The sequence below is a fragment of the Enterococcus sp. AZ050 genome (assembly GCF_051715085.1).
GTDB classification, from domain to species: Bacteria; Bacillota; Bacilli; order Lactobacillales; family Enterococcaceae; genus Enterococcus; species Enterococcus faecalis.
Window position 1 is genome coordinate 2,823,127 of record NZ_JBIOTC010000001.1, and the last position, 14,378, is coordinate 2,837,504.

Below are 14,378 nucleotides of genomic sequence, written 5' to 3' on the forward strand. Positions count from 1 at the left end.
TCTAGCTATTTTTCGTTACAATAGTATTTGTGGAACTATGAAATTTTCTATCGTAAATAAACAAATGAGGTGTAAACATGGCAAATTTAGTATATAGTCCTAAAGACATTTTACAAAAAGAATTTAAAACGAAAATGATGAACGGGTATGACCCGATTGAAGTAGACGAATTTTTAGACAATGTTATTAAAGACTACGAAGCTTATAATAAAGAATTATTAAGCTTGCAAGAAGAAAACAGCCGCTTAATGGCAAAATTAGACCAATTATCAAAAGCCCAACCAACGCCTCGTGTTGCTCAAGAAGTACCAAAAAGTGCAGCAGTGACCAACTTTGATATTTTAAAACGTTTATCAAACTTAGAGCGTGAAGTTTTTGGTAAAAAGTTAGATGAAACACCTTCAACACCTGTAACGCCTTCTGCACCGTCAATGCCTGCAGAACCAGCGAATCATGATGTTGATAATGCACAAACACGTCAATTTTAGCAAGACAATTTAAGTCAAGTTTTTACAAGGAACAAAAAGCATTTATTAGAATAGTGGACACTTGTTGTAGTGTATAAATTTTTGCTGTTCGTCTAAACAGATTTGTAATTTTCGGGTGATCGCGGTTTGCTTTTGCAAGCTGAGGAAAGTCCATGCTCGCACAAGCTGAGATGCTTGTAGTGTTCGTGCTTAGCGAAATCATAAGCTAAGGTACTCTTTTAGAGTAACGGCAGGAAAAATGACTAAGGTTTCGACTATGTCAAAGTATCCTTGAAAGTGCCACAGTGACGAAGCGATGTGGGAAACTCCATCGGTGGAACGCGGTAAACCCCTCGAGCGAGCAACCCAAACAATGGTAGGGGCGCTCTTCTAAAGGAAATGAACGAGTAGAAGAGGCAGAGTTTACTCTGCAGATAGATGATGACCGTCACCAATTTTTCCTGAAGAATTGGTGATACAGAACATGGCTTATAGAAAATTACAAGTAATTCAGGAAGACCTTCCAACGTAGTTGTGAAGGCTTTTTTTACGAAAAGAATAAAAAAATGTTAAAATAAAGAAACTGAGATAAAAGTAGTAAGCTGTCTGTTCTAAAGAGGCCGGAACAGGACCGTTTAGTTCAGAGAAAGCGGACAATTATAAAAAACAAGCGGAGCAGTAGTCGGCAGGACTGTTAGCTCCAGACAATAAAAAAGAGTCAAGAAGGAGTTTTTATGACGAAAGAAAAAACATTCAAACTTGTTGCAACGGCTGCTAGTGGCTTAGAAGCATTAGTTGGAAAAGAATTGCGTGATTTAGGGATTCCCTGTGAAGTAGAAAATGGTCGGGCCGTCTTTGAAGGCACAGTTGAAACAATTGCTACTGCCAATTTATGGCTACGAACAGCAGATCGGATTAAAATCGTCGTTGGCGAATTTAACGCCTATAGTTTTGATGAATTATTTGAAAAAGTTAAAGCACTTCCTTGGGAAGATTATTTGCCTTTAGATGCAGAATTTCCAGTTGCAGGTAAATCAATTAAGTCAAAATTGTATAGTGTTCCTGATTGCCAAGCCATCACCAAAAAAGCCATTGTTAACCGTTTAAGAGAAGTTTACCATCGTCCAGCGACGGTGCCTTTAACCGAAACAGGAGCTTTGTTTAAATTAGAAGTGGCTCTGCTAAAAGATAAAGTGACGTTGACGTTGGACACGACTGGACCAAGTTTATTTAAACGAGGCTATCGCATTGAAAAGGGGGGCGCACCTCTTAAGGAAAACATGGCAGCTGCTTTAGTGATGTTGACCAATTGGCGCAAAGATCGTCCTTTTTATGATCCAGTTTGTGGTTCTGGAACAATTTGTATTGAAGCAGCATTAATTGGCCATAACATTGCCCCTGGCTTTAATCGTAGTTTCACTTGTGAAACATGGGATTGGGTTGATCCAGCAATTTTTGAAAAAGTACGTAACGAAGCCGAGGCAAAGGCAGACTACGATGTTGAATTAGATATCTGTGGTTCAGATGTTGATGGGCGAATGATTGAAGTCGCACGAGCGAATGCTGAGGAAGTTGGTTTAGGTGATTCAATTACTTTTAAACAATTGGCATTAAAAGATTTTACAACCGAGAAGGAATATGGTGTAATGGTAGCTAACCCGCCTTATGGTGAGCGTTTAGGAGAAGAGGAAAGTGTTCGTCGTTTGTATAAAGAAATGGGCCATGTTTTCCGTCCGTTAACTACTTGGAGCAAGTATATACTGACGAGTGATCTTGCTTTTGAAGAATATTATGGTGCCAAAGCTACTAAAAAACGGAAGCTTTACAACGGAGCCTTACGAACAGATTTATTCCAATACTGGGGAACACGTCCACCAAGAAAACCACGGGAAGACTAAGAAAGCTGGTGTAAAAAAATGAAGGAAGCTGTATTTTTACAAGAAGTGAAAGAAATTCAATTACTAAAAAATGCCTTGACATTATTAGACTGGGATTCATCAACTGGGATGCCAGAAAAAAGTAGTCCTTTTCGAGGAGAAGTAGAAGGGTATTTAACCGGATTATATTTTGAACGAAGTATTGGCCCAGTTATTCAAGAAGCATTGGCCTATTTTGAGACACGCCCTGAAGAATTATCTGAATTAGGGAAACTGGTTTTTGAAAAAGTAAAAGAAGAATATGCTTTGAATAAAAATGTTCCAGCTGAACGTATGCAAGAGTATGTTAAAGTATTAAACCAAGCACATACAGATTGGCTAAAAGCACGCGCTGCACAAGATTTCGGCTTGTTAGAAGAAACCTTAACGAAGGTCGTTGCGTTCCAAAAAGAGTTCATTCCTTATTGGCAAAAAGAAGAAAAAACACCGTACGATGTGTTATTAAATCAATTTGAACCGGGGATGACGGTTGAGAAGCTAGACCAAGTATTCGACCAAGTAAAACAAGGGATTCAAGAAATTCGGACCGTTTTGGCAGAAAAAGGTACGCCGCCTAGAACTGACTTTTTATCTAGAAAAATGACCAAAGAACAACAACGCCGTTTTGTGATTGGTGTGGTTGAGCAATTAGGCTATGATTTTTCAAAAGGCCGATTAGATGATACAGTTCATCCATTTATGACAGCTCTAAATCGAAATGATGCGCGGATTACTACGCGCTGGGAAGAAAATAATTTCTCAATGGCAACATTTGGTGTGATTCATGAAGCGGGTCATGGGATGTATGAACAAAATTTTGATCCTAAATTTGACTTTACGCCGCTAAGCGAAGGTGCCTCTATGGGGATTCACGAATCACAATCGCTCTTTAATGAAATTATCATTGGTAGCAACCGGGCTTTTTGGCAAAAACAATACCCGTTTTTCCAAGACTGCGCAGAAGGTACTTTTGATGATATTGCTTTTGAAGATTTCTATGCTTCTTTAAAAGAAACGAAAGCAAGTTTGATTCGGATTGATTCCGATAGTCTCACCTATCCTTTGCATATCATTATTCGTTATGAAATTGAAAAAATGTTATTTAATGGTTCTTTGGAAGTCGCTGATTTGCCAAAAGTGTGGAACGAAAAATACCAAGAGTACTTAGGCGTATCACCTGAAAATGATTTAGAAGGTGTCCTTCAAGATGTTCATTGGTCTGGAGGTAGCTTTGGTTATTTCCCATCTTATGCCTTGGGTTATATGTACGCCGCGCAACTATTTCACGCAATGAAACAAGAATTATCTGTTGATGAAATTTTAGCTTCGGAGGATTATTCTGATATCCGTAAATGGTTAACACAACATATTCATCAGTACGGCGCTTCACGTAAACCAAATCAATTAATTTATGATGCAACGGGAGAAGAATTGAATCCTAGTTATTTAATTGATTATATGAAAGCTATTTATTTTGATGTTTATCAAGTGCAATAAGTGAAACAAGCAAGGGGAAGTGGACAACAACAATGTTATCAATTCGTGAATATTTAGAAGCTGGTGAAACAACAATCTCAAACTTACTATTTGATCATTACCAAAAAATTGGTTTGAAAGATGATGAATTTCTCTTTTTACTGCAACTTTTTCGTTCGCAAAATGCAGGCGATTTATTTCCAGACTTAATGGCGATTGCAGAGACGATGGGTAAAACGCCAGATACGATTTATAAGTTGTTAAATCAATTGGTTTCTCGCGGATTTATTCGAATTGAAACACAACAAAACCAAAAAGGTCAAATGATGGATACGTATGATTTACTGCCTGTTTTTCAAAAGATTCAATTATTTTTACAAACGAGCAAAGAAAAACAAGTTGTCGCAAACCACGAAGATGAAATTAAACAGCTTTACCAAGGCTTTGAAAAAGAATTCGGACGTCCACTTTCACCAATTGAATTAGAAATGATTGGTCAGTGGTTGAACACGGACCATTATTCCCCTGAATTAATCCGGTTAGCGTTGCGAGAAGCTGTTTTAAATCAGGCGTATAGTTTGAAATATATTGATCGTATTTTACTTGCGTGGGAGCGTAAAAATATTACCACCAAAGAACAAGTTGCTGCTGATCAGAAAAAACGAAAAGATTCTATGATTCAAAATGAGATTGAACAACAAGGTCAGACACAAGAATCGTTGCCAAAGGTTACATTACACAATTGGTTAAATCCAGAAGACAGTGAATAAAAAGGAGGTGGGCCATGCTATCAAAAGAGAAAACAATGGAAGCTATTGAAATTATGTATGAGATGTTTCCAAATGCAGAATGTGAATTAAAACATAAGAATCCTTTTGAATTATTAATTGCTGTGATTTTAAGTGCGCAAGCAACCGATGTATCGGTAAATAAAGCGACTCCTGGTTTATTCGCAGCTTTTCCAACACCAGAAGCTTTAGCAGCTGCGCCGGTGGAGGAGATTATTGCTAAAATAAAAACCATTGGCTTATATCGCAATAAAGCAAAAAATATTAAAGCGTGCGCACAACAACTTTTAGAACGTTTCAATGGAGAAGTTCCGCAAACCAGAGATGAACTGGTCAGTTTACCTGGCGTGGGGAGAAAAACAGCCAATGTAGTAATGGGAGATGCTTTCGGCGAACCGGCTTTTGCAGTAGATACACATGTGGAACGAGTGTCCAAGCGCCTTAGAATTTGTAAGCTAAATGCGAATGTTACTGAAGTTGAGCAAACCTTAATGCGTAAAGTTCCGAAAGAACTCTGGGTGAAAACGCACCATACCATGATTTTCTTTGGGCGTTATCACTGCCTAGCAAGAGCGCCTAAATGTGAAGCCTGTCCGCTACTCTATATGTGTCAAGAAGGCAAAGAACGGATGAAAGGGAAATAACACATTTATTCCTAAAAAAGCGAGCCACAAGTCCAACCGACTTGTGGCTCGCTTTCTTTTTTTGATTTTTAAGAAACGCAACAAATGATTGCGGTTTCTTAAAAATTGATTTAGTATAGACAGTGTGGTATATACTAGAAAATTTATTTTTTTGAAGAAAGATAGGCGATGAAATGACAGAAAATGCACCCAAATTTAAGCAAATTTCTGCAGAAATTGAAAAGAAGATTCGAGACGGTCTGTATGTAAGTGCACAAAAATTACCTTCAGAATATGATTTAGCTAAAGAATATAACTGCAGTCGCTTGACCATCCGTAAAGCGATTGATGATTTGATCCGCAAAAATATTTTGGTAAAACGACATGGTAAAGGTAGTTATGTGATGTCGCAAGCGAAAATTCAAAGTGGTCGCGCTGGCTTACAAGGTTTTACTGAGGCAGCCAAAGCTTACGGGAAAAAAAGCCAGACAGAAGTCATTTCCTTTGAAGAAGTAGTACATCCCGCTGAGAAAATTCGGGAGGCGCTCCAAGTAGGCAAAAATGAGGCAATTTATGAACTGATTCGCCGCCGAATGTTAGACGGCGAACCAATGACAGTTGAAAAAATTTATTTGCCACAGGCATACGTACAAGGCCATACGAAGCAAGACTTCGAGGGCTCTCTTTTCTGCTTAATCGAGAAGAACGTCGAGATTGCTTATTCGCATCAAGAAATTGAAGCAATCTTAGTTGAAGCGGAAATTTCAGAATTATTGAATGTTCCTGTGGGCCAACCACTTTTACAAGTCCACTCTATCACCTATGCGCTTGATGCAACTCCTATTTTATATGATGTCTCTTTATATCGAGCAGATCGGTACACGTTTAAAAACACACTGACCCGCTATAGCCCGTCTGAAAACAACCAAGTGGAGCTAGGAGGTTCTTGGAACGAATGAAGATCAAAGAAGAAATAGCCGCTCAAAAAGATTTATTTTATGAAGACTTAAACAAAATTATCGCGATTCGAAGTGTGAAAGGGTCGCCTAAAAAAGAGGCACCTTTTGGCGAAGGACCGAAAAGAGCCTTGGAAGAAACGCTGAAACTTGCAGAGCGTTATGGTTTTCAAACTGGGATTGTCAATGACGCAGTTGGCTATGCGCAATGGGGAACAGTGGAAGAATATCTGGGAATTATTGGTCATTTAGATGTAGTACCAGAAGGTTCTGGTTGGTCAGTGCCGCCCTTTCAATTAACGAAAAAAAATCAACGTTTGTATGGTAGAGGAATTCTAGATAATAAAGGTCCTATCTTGGCTTGCCTGTATGGAATGAAATTACTGAAAGAACTTGGTTACCAACCAAAGAAAACCATTCGCTTAATGTTTGGCACGGATGAAGAAAGTGGGAGTGGAGATATCCCCTTATATTTAGAGAAGGAAAACGCACCCGTTTTTGGATTTACTCCAGATTGTAAATATCCAGTAGTTTATGGGGAGCGAGGGATTGTTAATTATGAGATCACAACGACCATCCCAGATGATTCAAGTGAACAAATTGGTCAGATTATAGGTGATCAAGCAAAAGACCACGTACCTGATCAATTAAGTGTGGTGATTGCGGGAAAAACAACAGCAATCACGGGAAAACGTGCTCCTTCCAATGCGCCAGAACTAGGCAAGAACGCGATTACTTTATTGGCACAGAAAATTAGCGAGGAACAGTTAGTCAAAGGAAATTTATTACAGTATTTCGACTGGTTAACCGCTAGTTTTCACGAAAAGCACTATGGCGAAGGAGTAGCTCTGGACTTTAAGGATCAGGATAGTGGGCAATTGATTTTAACGCCCTATGCGTTGGAAAAAAGAGGACAGCAATTGGTGTTATCATTGGCCGTGCGTTATCCTGTTTCTATTACAGAAAACGAAGTAACCACGCAGCTAACGAAGGCACTATTTCCAGAAAGTGAAGTGACCGTCATCCGCCGCCTCCCTAGTACGCTGTTTCCAAAAGATGAGCGCAATGTTCAAAAATTAACCAAGGTTTATGAACAAATTACTGGCTTAGATGGGACGCCAGTCACAACTACAGGTGCTACGTATGCTCGCTTTATGCCGAATATCGTTGCTTTTGGTCCATCATTTCCTGGTCAAAAAGGCATTGCGCATAACCAAGATGAATATATGGATGAAAAAGATTTACTGCTTAATCTGGAAATCTATATGCAAGCGATGATTGCATTAACAGAAGCATAAAACCAATAGAAGATACACGTATGAGAAGAAGCCAATGTGTTTCGTAGAGGTCGCATACGTGTATCTTCTATTTTTCTGTATAAAATTTCATTTTCAGTATATACAAAACAGTATATACTAGTTTATAATGGTGGAGAAATGTAAGCGTTAACGAAAGGGCGGATGGAAAATGACTTGGGGTGCAATTGCGACATGGCGGATGGCACATGATGGGTTACTAAAAGCTACAGAAGAATTACAACAAGGAGGTGCTGCAGGCACGGCCGTGGAACAATTAATTAAAGAAGTAGAAGACTATCCTTTTTATAAGTCAGTGGGCTACGGCGGTTTACCTAATGAGGAAGGGATTTTAGAAATGGATGCTGCCTATATGGATGGAGACACATTTGCAATTGGTGCTGTGGCGGGAATTACAGATGTTAAAAATCCGATTTCAGTGGCTAAAGCATTAAGTAAAGAGAAGTTTAATAGTTTTCGTGTTGGCGCAGGTGCAACGAAATATTCAATGTTGCACGGTTTTGAAAGAAAGAATATGTTGACAGAACGCGCTAATCAATGGTGGCAAAAGCGTTTAAAAGAAATTCAGGAAAATCAGTTGAACCCCTATGATGGGCATGATACTGTCGGCGCTATTACGTTAGACCAAACAGGATCAATGGCAGCTGGCACTTCCAGTTCGGGACTCTTCATGAAAAAAGCAGGACGTGTTGGCGATTCACCACTGTCAGGTTCTGGTTTTTATGTTGATAGCGAAATTGGTGGTGCTGCGGCTACAGGCTTAGGTGAAGATTTAATGAAAGGCTGTCTTTCTTATGAAATCGTTCGTTTAATGGGGGAAGGGCGCTCGCCACAACAAGCATGTGATCAAGCCGTCTATGCTTTTCATGAAAAATTGACCCAACGTTATGGGAAAGCAGGAGCTTTTTCACTAGTGGCCATGAACAAACAGGGAGACTGGGGCGTAGCTACGAATGTGGAATTTACTTTTACGGTTGGTACTGATATGCAGCAACCAGAAATCTATATTGCAAATCCAGGCAAGAATCATACCACAGAGATTCAGCCGATTTCACAAGAATGGTTAGCGGTCTATGAAAAAAGAATCAAAGCACCAATTGAATAAATGAGGAGAGTGAAGGAACATGAGTAAAAAACAAATTTATCTTTTTTGTGATGCAGGGATGTCTACAAGTATTATGGTGAATAAAATGATGGAAGTGGTGGAAAAACATCAAATGCCTTTAATGATTACTGCTTTTCCTATTGCAAGAGCACAAGAAGTGGTTGAAGCAGAGAAGCCTGTTGCTATTTTATTAGGACCACAAGTCCGTTTTTTATTAGAAAAAACAAAAGAACAATTTGCTCCTCAAGGGATTCCTGTCGCTGCAATTGCGCCAGAAATTTATGGCATGATGGATGGCGAAAAAGCATTGAAAGAAGCGCTGCGGTTAATTAAGCAAAATAAAAAATAATAGATAGGAGTGACGACCGTGCAAAAATTTTTGGATTGGTTAGAGCGCGTATTGACCCCTTTGGCAAAAGTGATAGGAGAAAATAAGTATTTAGTAGCGATTCGTGATGGCTTCCTTTTATCAACGCCCTTGTTGATTGTTGGTTCGGTCTTCTTATTAATTGCTAATTTTCCTTTGCCACAATGGGATACTTGGATGTCTCATTTGCTTGGTAAAGACTGGGCGACAATGATGTCTGTTCCAGCTAGTGCTAGTTTTGATGTAATGACTATTCTGGCCGTTGTCGGTATTGCCTATAGTTTAGGAAAACAATTCAATGTGGATGCAATGCAAGCAGGAATTATCGCATTGGTTTCATTTTTTATTGTAACGCCTTATCAAACATTATTTACACCGGAAAATAGTTCAAAGGTTTATGAAGTTACTAGTTTACCTTTAAAATGGATGGGTTCCAGTGGCTTGTTTTTTAGGAATGATTGTCGCATTAATTGCGACTCGTTTATTTGTGGCCATTGTTCGTAAAGGGTGGACAATAAAAATGCCAGAAGGAGTGCCACCAACAGTGGTTAAGTCTTTTGAGGCCCTGATTCCGAGTTTTTTAGTTGTTACTCTCATGTTTTTAGTCAATTGGCTGGCTGCTTTAACTCCTTATGGTAATTTACAAGATGTTATTTTTGAATTTCTACAAACGCCCTTATTGAGTCTTGGTAATACCTTAGGTGCAATGAGCATTGCTTATTTATTTTTACACTTCTTTTGGTTCTTTGGCATTAACGGAGGTAGTGTGGTTGGCGCAGTCTTTAATCCTGTTTTGCGGGCATTGTCTGTTGAAAATTTACAAGCATTTAAAGACGGTCATGAAATTCCCAACATCATCACTGGACAATTTCAAGATATGTTTGCAACATTTGGTGGCGCCGGTTCCACACTCTCATTAATCATTGTGATGGTCTTATTCTGTAAAAGTCAATGAATTAAAAAGCTTTCGCAACTTTCACTAATTCCTGGTGTTTTTGGGATTAACGAACCAATCATTTTTGGGTTACTAATTGTTTTAAATCCAATCCTTTTAATTCCATTTGTCTTAGTACCCGCAATTAATATTATTATTGCCTATTTTGCTATGGATTGGGGCTTAGTTCCATTGACGAATGGTATTCAATTGCCGTGGACGACCCCGCCAATTATCTCAGGATTTTTAGTCAGCGGTTGGCAAGGATCAATTCTGCAAGCTCTCTTATTGGTACTAGGAATGTTCATTTATTATCCTTTTATTCGAGTTATGGATGACCAATATTTACGTGAAGAATGGAAAGCACAAGAAGAAGAGAGTGAAGAAATTGATTTTGATTCCTTTGACTTCGATGATTTATAAATAAGGAGGAAATAGGCATGAAAAAAATCCTTTTAGTCTTAAACCACAGTTTAGCAGGATTTGGCAGTGATGAACAAGCTCAGCTGAAACCAAGTGGTAAAAAAGCTCCCTTAGGTCCAGGGGTAACATTGCTACCATTTTTACAGAAGCAAGGAGCGGAAATTGTTGCGACACTTTATTGTGGTGACCAATATTATTTGGAAAACGAGGAAGAGGTAGCAAAGAAATTTATTGGCTTTGCAAAAAAGTTTCATGCCGATGCGGTTCTTTGCGGACCAGCCATGCATTATCCTAATTTTGGAGAAATGGCTGCTCGTCTAGCTTGTAAGTTTAATGCTGCAGGCATTCCTGCAATTGCAGCGATGGCAGAAGAAAATCCAGCAGTTAGTCACTATTATCAGCAAGTACCGATTGTGAAGATGCCCAAAAAGGGCGGCATTGGTTTAAATAATTCGTTTAAACAAATGGCGCAATTGGTCGTGGCAAAAGCAAATGGAAAAGAAACCAAACAGTTAGAAGAAACAAGTTGTTTTTAATTGTTGATAATCTAAAGAGAAATCCAGAATGAACGCATGATTGTGTTCGTTTTGGATTTTTTGCTTTTGTTTAGCGAATGTATGTTCTATAATAGGGAGGCAGATAGGTGGGATTACGTGAAATCAACGAGAAAAATTGCGGTGCGTCAAGTGGTCGAATTTATTTTAAGGCGGGGAAGTATCGATTCTCGCCATGTGAGTGAACATACACCACAAGAAGGTAGTCGCCTTCATCGAATGTTGCAAAAGGAAGCGGGGAGCCTTTATCAAAAGGAAGTATCTTTTAAAATTGAGGTGCCTTTAAATGGCCATAATTATTGTGTAGAAGGTCGTGCAGACGGCATTTTTGTGAAAGAAACTGGGCAAGTGGTCATTGATGAAATTAAAACATCCGAACCAGCGTTTGAAGAATTGCCGCCAGAAAAGGTCGAATTGTTTTGGTATCAAGCGATGTGTTATGGTCACATGTATTGCCAACAAGAACAACTTTCTGAAATAACGCTTCAACTCACTTATTATCAGACCACCACAAAACAAATCACACGACAAGAACGCCATTTTACAGAAGCTGCATTAGCGGAGTTTTTTACTGATTTGATGAAGCGCTATGAACAGTGGGTAATTTTTAAAGAAGAGTGGCGTATTTTGAGAAATAAATCATTAAAAAATCTTAGTTTTCCTTACGGGGAGTATCGCAAAGGGCAACGAGAATTGGCGGTAGCCGTCTATAAAACAATTCTTAGTAAACAGCGGCTCTTCGTGGAAGCACCAACTGGAACAGGCAAGACAATGTCCACTCTTTTTCCAGCAATGAAAGCAATTGGTGAAGAAGAAGGTGAACGGATTTTTTATTTAACAGCTAAGACCATCACGCGGCAAGTGGCTGAAGATGCCGTCAAAGCGCTGTCCGAAAAACAAGCGCAAACTAAGAGTATTACGTTAACAGCAAAAGATAAAATTTGTTTTTTAACTGAACGAAATTGTACACCAGAACATTGCCCGTTTGCTGATGGCTATTATGATCGTTTAAATGAGGGACTGTGGGATTTATTGCAACATGAAAATCATTTAACGAGAGAGGTTATTGAACGGTATGCACAAAAGCACCAATTGTGTCCATTCGAGTTGTCGCTAGATGCAAGTCTTTGGTGTGATTTAATTATTGGCGATTACAATTATCTATTTGATCCAACGGTTTATTTACGGCGCTTCTTTGAAGAACCCCAAAGTGCAGAAGAGAATATTTTTTTAGTGGATGAAACCCATAATTTGGTTAATCGTTCACGGGAGATGTATTCGGCCGCTATTTCTAGGAATGCGGTTTTGCAAATTCAAAAAAGATTGCAAAAAGAATCTGTTCAATTGAAAAGAGCTTGTCAAAAAGTCTTAACTACGTTTGATGATATTGAAGCAATCTGTGAAGAAAAAGACACGGATTTTTTTGCCCAACGCGCGCCAATTGATTCATTAGTTAAACAGATACATCGATTAACAGAAGTAATTGCAGAATGGTTGCCAGAAAATCAACACATTGAGGAATTGGCGTCGATTCTCAGTTTTTATTTTGATTGTTTAAGTTATCTTCGAATCAGCGAGTATTACGACAACGGCTTTTATACGTCTATTTCTTTGCGAAACTATGACTGCGTTGTGAAACAATTTTGTGTCGATCCGGCTTATTTATTGTCACAACGATTAGATAAAGGGAAAGCGAGTATCTTATTTTCGGCAAGTTTAACACCTCTGAATTATTATCAAGAAGTGCTTGGTGGAGGTGAAGAAAGCCTACGTTATCGGATTCCGTATCCTTTTCCGGAAGAAAATCAATTGTTGATGATTGGTAGTCATCTTCAAACAACCTATAAAAACCGTGAAAAAAGTTATCCACAGATTAGTGAACTTTTAGGGAAGTTAAGTGAAACAAAAACAGGTAATTATTTAATTTTCTTTCCTTCCTACGCCTATATGGATGATGTCTATCAAGTATTTAGCCAACGTTACCCGCAAGTAAAAACTCAAATTCAGGGAACGGACTTAAACGAAAAAGAGCGAGAAGCATTTTTAGCTGAATTTAAAGAGAATCCTCAAGAAACTTTCATCGGTTTTTGTGTTTTAGGTGGTATATTTTCAGAAGGAATTGACTTGAAAGGTACCCGATTGATTGGTACGATAATTGTTAGTGTCGGGCTACCACAAATGAACCCAGAGCAAGAACTGATTCGCACTTTTTATCAAGAAGAGCGAGGGCAAGGGTTTCAATTTGCGTATCAAATTCCTGGCATGAATAAAGTCTTGCAAGCGGCTGGACGTGTCATTCGAGATGCGCAAGATAAAGGCTTTGTGTTGTTATTAGACGAACGATTTGAATTACCAAGTGTCCAGCGTTTCTTTCCGCCGCATTGGTTGGCGCATCGAAAGGCAAACACCAATGAACAACTCATTCAACAAGTGAAACAATTTTGGTTAAAAAATAAAGAAAACAAAGGAGGAAACAAATGAAGACCATTTTAGTCCTTCATACAGGTGGGACCATTTCCATGTCGAAAGTAGCAGGAGGAAGTGTTGCCCCGAATGAAAAAAATCCGTTGATGGAACAAGAAGCATTATTTTCTGGCAAGGTTCATTTAGTTGTTGAAGATATTTTTAATATTCCCTCACCACACATGACCTTAGAACGGATGTTTCAATTAAAAGAACGGATTCAAAAAGCTTATTCTGAACCAATTGATGGCGTGGTTATTACGCATGGAACAGATACATTAGAAGAAACTGCTTATTTTTTAGATATAACCTTAGAGAAAAAAATCCCCATTGTTTTAACAGGAGCAATGCGGTCAAGTAACGAAATCGGTAGTGATGGCTTGTATAATTTCATCAGTGCTATTTGGACTGCTTGTTCAGACGAATCGTACGATAAAGGTGTTTTAGTCGTGATGAATGATGAAATTCATACGGCGCGTTATGTGACAAAAACACATACAACGAACGTAGCGACGTTTCGGACGCCAACTTTTGGACCAATAGGAACCATTGCGAAAGAACGTGCTTTTTTTGCGAAAGAGGTCTTACCGCAAGAAGTTTGCGATGTTTCTTCTGTGAAAGGAAATGTTCACGTAGTGAAGGCCTATGCGGGGATGGGTGAACGGATGTTTGAATTATTAAACACCCCAGAAACGGATGGGTTAGTAATTGAAGCGCTAGGCGCGGGTAATTTACCGCCAGAAACGCTCCCAGCATTACAAAAAATGCTAGACAACGGGATTCCAGTCATTTTAGTTTCTCGTTGTTCCAATGGCATTGCTGAAGATATCTATGATTATGCTGGTGGTGGCGTTGGCTTGAAAAAAATGGGGGTCGTTTTTGCCCGTGGTTTAAACGGACCGAAAGCGCGGATTCGTTTAATTGTTGGTTTAAACAGCGAAAAAAATCCTGCAGAGTTAAAAGAATTTTTGGAACAGTAACTAATTTTAA

Annotated in this window: 12 protein-coding genes, 1 other RNA gene and 1 pseudogene; all 14 read left to right on the forward strand. The window is 38.9% G+C overall.

Annotated elements, in window-relative coordinates; translation table 11 throughout:
* Positions 1–77 precede the first annotated feature (77 nt).
* The 14 genes and pseudogenes from gpsB to IGJ04_RS14000 all read left to right on the forward strand — a co-directional run bounded on the left by gpsB (position 78) and on the right by IGJ04_RS14000 (position 14,368).
* Positions 78–488 carry a cell division regulator GpsB gene (gpsB, locus tag IGJ04_RS13935; protein ID WP_002363721.1) on the forward strand — a complete coding sequence of 137 codons (411 nt, stop codon included), beginning with the start codon at positions 78–80 and terminating at the stop codon, positions 486–488.
* A 107-nt stretch (positions 489–595) separates the two neighbouring features.
* Positions 596–964, forward strand: an RNA gene (gene rnpB / locus IGJ04_RS13940) — RNase P RNA component class B.
* A gap of 237 nt (positions 965–1,201) precedes the next feature.
* Positions 1,202–2,365, forward strand: a complete 1,164-nt coding sequence (locus IGJ04_RS13945) for a THUMP domain-containing class I SAM-dependent RNA methyltransferase (RefSeq protein ID WP_002357989.1) — start codon at positions 1,202–1,204, stop codon at positions 2,363–2,365.
* Between the two features lie 18 nt (positions 2,366–2,383).
* The gene (locus IGJ04_RS13950) at positions 2,384–3,880 is read left to right on the forward strand and encodes a carboxypeptidase M32 (RefSeq protein WP_002357988.1); all 1,497 of its coding nucleotides are present in this window, start codon (positions 2,384–2,386) and stop codon (positions 3,878–3,880) included.
* A gap of 32 nt (positions 3,881–3,912) precedes the next feature.
* Positions 3,913–4,629 carry a DnaD domain protein gene (locus tag IGJ04_RS13955; RefSeq protein ID WP_002357986.1) on the forward strand — a complete coding sequence of 239 codons (717 nt, stop codon included), beginning with the start codon at positions 3,913–3,915 and terminating at the stop codon, positions 4,627–4,629.
* A 14-nt stretch (positions 4,630–4,643) separates the two neighbouring features.
* Positions 4,644–5,291, forward strand: coding sequence for an endonuclease III (gene nth, locus IGJ04_RS13960; RefSeq protein WP_002357985.1), 648 nt, complete (start codon positions 4,644–4,646; stop codon positions 5,289–5,291).
* A gap of 173 nt (positions 5,292–5,464) precedes the next feature.
* Positions 5,465–6,229, forward strand: a complete 765-nt coding sequence (locus IGJ04_RS13965; protein WP_002357984.1) for a GntR family transcriptional regulator, LSA1692 subfamily — start codon at positions 5,465–5,467, stop codon at positions 6,227–6,229.
* A complete protein-coding gene (locus tag IGJ04_RS13970) occupies positions 6,226–7,524 on the forward strand; it encodes a Sapep family Mn(2+)-dependent dipeptidase (RefSeq protein ID WP_438840302.1) in 1,299 nt (432 codons plus the stop codon). Before IGJ04_RS13965 ends, IGJ04_RS13970 begins: the two co-directional genes overlap by 4 nt.
* A gap of 169 nt (positions 7,525–7,693) precedes the next feature.
* A complete protein-coding gene (locus IGJ04_RS13975; RefSeq protein WP_185939609.1) occupies positions 7,694–8,647 on the forward strand; it encodes a N(4)-(beta-N-acetylglucosaminyl)-L-asparaginase in 954 nt (317 codons plus the stop codon).
* A gap of 19 nt (positions 8,648–8,666) precedes the next feature.
* Complete coding sequence (locus IGJ04_RS13980; RefSeq protein ID WP_002357981.1) at positions 8,667–8,996, forward strand: PTS sugar transporter subunit IIB; 330 nt, start codon at positions 8,667–8,669, stop codon at positions 8,994–8,996.
* 18 nt (positions 8,997–9,014) lie between these two features.
* Positions 9,015–10,371, forward strand: a pseudogene (celB, locus tag IGJ04_RS13985) (PTS cellobiose transporter subunit IIC).
* Between the two features lie 17 nt (positions 10,372–10,388).
* Positions 10,389–10,907 (forward strand): GrdB-related putative oxidoreductase, encoded by a 519-nt coding sequence (locus IGJ04_RS13990; RefSeq protein WP_002361637.1) that lies wholly within the window; start codon positions 10,389–10,391, stop codon positions 10,905–10,907.
* Between the two features lie 36 nt (positions 10,908–10,943).
* A complete protein-coding gene (locus tag IGJ04_RS13995; protein WP_438840303.1) occupies positions 10,944–13,406 on the forward strand; it encodes an ATP-dependent DNA helicase in 2,463 nt (820 codons plus the stop codon).
* Complete coding sequence (locus IGJ04_RS14000) at positions 13,403–14,368, forward strand: asparaginase (protein ID WP_438840304.1); 966 nt, start codon at positions 13,403–13,405, stop codon at positions 14,366–14,368. The genes IGJ04_RS13995 and IGJ04_RS14000 overlap by 4 nt, the downstream gene beginning before the upstream one ends.
* The last annotated feature ends 10 nt before the right edge of the window (positions 14,369–14,378 follow it).

Coding starts and splice junctions, on each gene's coding strand:
- gpsB (WP_002363721.1), top strand. CDS start 78: ATGGCAAATTTAGTATATAGTCCTAAAGACATTTTACAAAAAGAATTT.
- nth (WP_002357985.1), top strand. CDS start 4,644: ATGCTATCAAAAGAGAAAACAATGGAAGCTATTGAAATTATGTATGAG.
- IGJ04_RS13945 (WP_002357989.1), top strand. CDS start 1,202: ATGACGAAAGAAAAAACATTCAAACTTGTTGCAACGGCTGCTAGTGGC.
- IGJ04_RS14000 (WP_438840304.1), top strand. CDS start 13,403: ATGAAGACCATTTTAGTCCTTCATACAGGTGGGACCATTTCCATGTCG.
- IGJ04_RS13995 (WP_438840303.1), top strand. CDS start 10,944: ATGATTGTGTTCGTTTTGGATTTTTTGCTTTTGTTTAGCGAATGTATG.
- IGJ04_RS13965 (WP_002357984.1), top strand. CDS start 5,465: ATGACAGAAAATGCACCCAAATTTAAGCAAATTTCTGCAGAAATTGAA.
- IGJ04_RS13990 (WP_002361637.1), top strand. CDS start 10,389: ATGAAAAAAATCCTTTTAGTCTTAAACCACAGTTTAGCAGGATTTGGC.
- IGJ04_RS13980 (WP_002357981.1), top strand. CDS start 8,667: ATGAGTAAAAAACAAATTTATCTTTTTTGTGATGCAGGGATGTCTACA.
- IGJ04_RS13975 (WP_185939609.1), top strand. CDS start 7,694: ATGACTTGGGGTGCAATTGCGACATGGCGGATGGCACATGATGGGTTA.
- IGJ04_RS13955 (WP_002357986.1), top strand. CDS start 3,913: ATGTTATCAATTCGTGAATATTTAGAAGCTGGTGAAACAACAATCTCA.
- IGJ04_RS13970 (WP_438840302.1), top strand. CDS start 6,226: ATGAAGATCAAAGAAGAAATAGCCGCTCAAAAAGATTTATTTTATGAA.
- IGJ04_RS13950 (WP_002357988.1), top strand. CDS start 2,384: ATGAAGGAAGCTGTATTTTTACAAGAAGTGAAAGAAATTCAATTACTA.